This is a genomic window from Sphingomonas sp. (assembly GCF_048594985.1).
Classification (GTDB): Bacteria; Pseudomonadota; Alphaproteobacteria; order Sphingomonadales; family Sphingomonadaceae; genus Sphingomonas_I.
Window position 1 is genome coordinate 1 of the sequence record NZ_JBMDXG010000194.1, and the last position, 2,872, is coordinate 2,872.

Genomic DNA, 2,872 nt, shown 5'->3' on the forward strand with positions numbered 1-2,872 from the left:
CTTAGGCGCGGGCAGGAAGGGCGCGCTGACGCTGTCGGGGGTGCGTCCGTTCGGCTTCGATTCGGCCACCATCTTCGCGACCGCCTCCAGCAGCTTGGCATTCTCCATCACGATTCCGTCCTTGATCGTGTGGACGATGCCGCCGCTCCGTACCATCTTGCCCGACGAATCGAGCGTGTTGGCGCCGAAGCCGTAGAGGAAGGCGAGGTTGTAGGCGGGGTTGCGGTCGACGATCAGCAGGTCGGCGACGAAGCCCGGACGGATCATCCCCAGCTTCGGCTCGCGCAATGTCTGCGCGCTGTTCCAGGTCGCGGCCTTCAGCGCCTCGTAATTGTGCAGCCCCGCCTCGCGCAGCAATTCCAGCTCGCGCACGTTCGAAAAGCCCGGCGTCGCCCAGATATAGCTGTCGTCGGTGCCGTAGGCGACGCGCCCGCCTTCCTTGTTGAACGCATAGATCAGGCGCCCCCACAGATCGTACGCCTTGCTCCACGCGGCTTCGTCGTCCGACGTCCAGTTCCAGAAATAGCCGCCGTGGAGATTGCGGTTGGGCAGGAATTTCTCCCACAGCAACTGGTGGGTATATTTCTCGTGCCAGGGCAGCCCCTGCGCGCGCAGGATGTCGCGGTTCGCCTCGTAGACGACGCGCGTCGGCAGCATCGTGACGCCGGTCGCGGCCAGTTCCTTGGCGACATCGGTCAGCAGCCGGGTGCGCGCCGGCTCGCGATCTGCCTCGGTCCAGACGACGCCCGCGTGGCGGAAGCGCTCGCTCTCGTCGTCATAGCTATATTCGCGCGGATAATCCTGGATCGTGCGATCCAGCGCGGATTCGGCATAGCCATAATGGTGCTCGATCATCGTCACGCCGAGCTTCGCGGCGGTGAGCGCGTTGACCACCGGCGTGGTCGCGGGCGGCAGGTGGACCGTGGTGATCCCGCCCGAGGCGTAGACCGCCTTGCACACCGCGCCGAACAACTCGCGGCTCCAGGCAATCTGGCCGACACTGACGACGTGCGCGCCCTTGGCCGCGATTTCGCGCGCGATGCGCGGGGCCTGCGCCGGATCCTCCTGCTCCTCGCGGGAGTAGCCGGGCAGGTTGCCCCACGTCCAATAGGGGTAGAGGCGCGGCGCGAGAATGCGGTTGGCGGCCGACAGCCGCTGCTGCTCGAGCGCGTGGGGCAGGCCCCGGTCGGGCACCATCACCTCCGCCGTCACGCCGTGCGCGAGCTTCAGATAATGGTTGTACGCCATCGGAAGCGGCTCGTCCCGGATGTGCATGTGCAGGTCGATCATGCCGGGCATGACGAACTTGCCGGTGGCGTCGATCACGCGGTCGCCGGTCGGGCGCGCGGTCGCGCCGCGCCGGCCGACCGAAACCGGATCGAACGCCGTCATCTCGGTGATGCGGTTGCCTTCGATGACGATGTCGTACGGCCCTGCCGCTGGCCCGCCATGGCCCGGGATCACCATCGCGTTCAGGATGACGAGGCGGCGATAGGGCCCGGCCGCCAACGCGCCATGATCCGGCGCGGGCGCGGCCGTCGCCGCCGGAACCACCGCCGCCGTCGCGGCTGCCGGGACGATCGCGGTGGCCAGCACCGCCGCCATGGTGGTCCTCAAAAACGCATCGCGCACGATCCCGTACATTCGCCTGCCCCCCTTACGTTTAAGAAAATCCGGCCCTTGTACGTTTGGCCGATGATGATACCAAATTAACCAGCAATCTACCGAAGGTATTTCGATGCTGGATCAGATCGATCGCAACATTCTCAGGACGCTGCAGCGTGACGGGCGGATCACCAACCAGGATCTCGCGGGCGAGGCGGGAATTTCGCCCTCTGCCTGCTTCGACCGGCTGCGCAAACTGCGCGAGCAGGGTTATGTGACCAATATCGTCGCTTTGCTCGATCCCGCCAAGCTCGATCGCTCTCTGCTCGTCTTTATCGAAGTCCTGCTCGACCGCACGACCAACAACGTCTTCGATCATTTCGCCGAGGCGGTGCGCGGCATGCCCGAAATTCTCGAATGCCACATGGTGGCCGGCGGGTTCGACTATCTGCTCAAGACGCGCGTCGCGAACATGGAAGCATATCGCCGCTTCCTCGGCGATTCGCTGACCCACATGCCCGGCATCCGCGAGACGCGGACCTATGCCGTGCTCGAGGAGGTCAAATACACCACCAACCTGCCGATCTGAGGGCATCCGCGCTGCGCGGCGCGGTGATGCCCGCCCGGCACGCGTACCGCGCGACGCCCACCCAGCTTCGCGCGGCGTAACCCGCACGGGAACCGGGTGGGGGACGCAGGCTGACGCCACGTCTACGCGATACGCCGGATCAGGACGCAGGGATGGCGGCAAGCGGCGCGGGCGGCGGCACCGGCGTGGCGACGCTCTGCTTTTCCCGCGCGACCATCGCCGCGACATCCGCGAGCAGCTTCGGCGCGTCGTACACGATGCCGTCCTTCACGGTGTAGCGCACGCCGCCGATCCGCTCCTGCTTGTTGGTCTGCGGATTGAGGCGGACGAAGCCCGTGCCGTAGAGCGTCTTGAGGTTCTGGAGCGGGTTTTCCTTCACGATCACCAGATCGGCGAGGTAGCCGGGACGGACCAGCCCGAAGTCGGGATTTTCGACTCCCTTCGGCCGCATCAGCTCCTTGGCGCCGTTGATCGTGGCCGAACGGATGATCTCGAGCGGGCTGAACCCCGCCTCGCGGAACAGCTCCAGCTCCTCGACATAGGCGAAGCCGTAGACCTTGTAGATGAATCCGGAATCGGTCCCGACCGTCACCAGGCCGCCGATATTCTTGTAATCGTTCACGACGTCGAAGAACTTGTCGTAGAATTTCTTCCACGACATTTCGATCTCGCTGGTCC

The 2,872-nt window shown here is 65.4% G+C and carries 3 protein-coding genes; 1 reads left to right on the forward strand and 2 read right to left on the reverse strand.

Annotated elements, in window-relative coordinates; genetic code table 11:
• On the reverse strand, nucleotides 1–1,605 hold a 1,605-nt coding region (locus ACOJSF_RS07435), incomplete at its 3' end, for an amidohydrolase family protein (protein ID WP_420141579.1).
• Nucleotides 1,606–1,738: 133 nt separating this feature from the next.
• Here ACOJSF_RS07435 and ACOJSF_RS07440 point away from each other — a divergent pair.
• Entirely contained in the window at nucleotides 1,739–2,194 is a 456-nt protein-coding gene (locus ACOJSF_RS07440; protein WP_420141580.1) for an Lrp/AsnC ligand binding domain-containing protein, read from the forward strand.
• Nucleotides 2,195–2,333: 139 nt separating this feature from the next.
• Here ACOJSF_RS07440 and ACOJSF_RS07445 read toward each other — a convergent pair.
• On the reverse strand, nucleotides 2,334–2,872 hold a 539-nt coding region (locus tag ACOJSF_RS07445; RefSeq protein ID WP_420141581.1), incomplete at its 5' end, for an amidohydrolase family protein.

Bases quoted from the DNA above. Each gene is read 5' to 3' on its own strand.
- ACOJSF_RS07440 (WP_420141580.1), top strand. From the start codon at position 1,739: ATGCTGGATCAGATCGATCGCAACATTCTCAGGACGCTGCAGCGTGAC.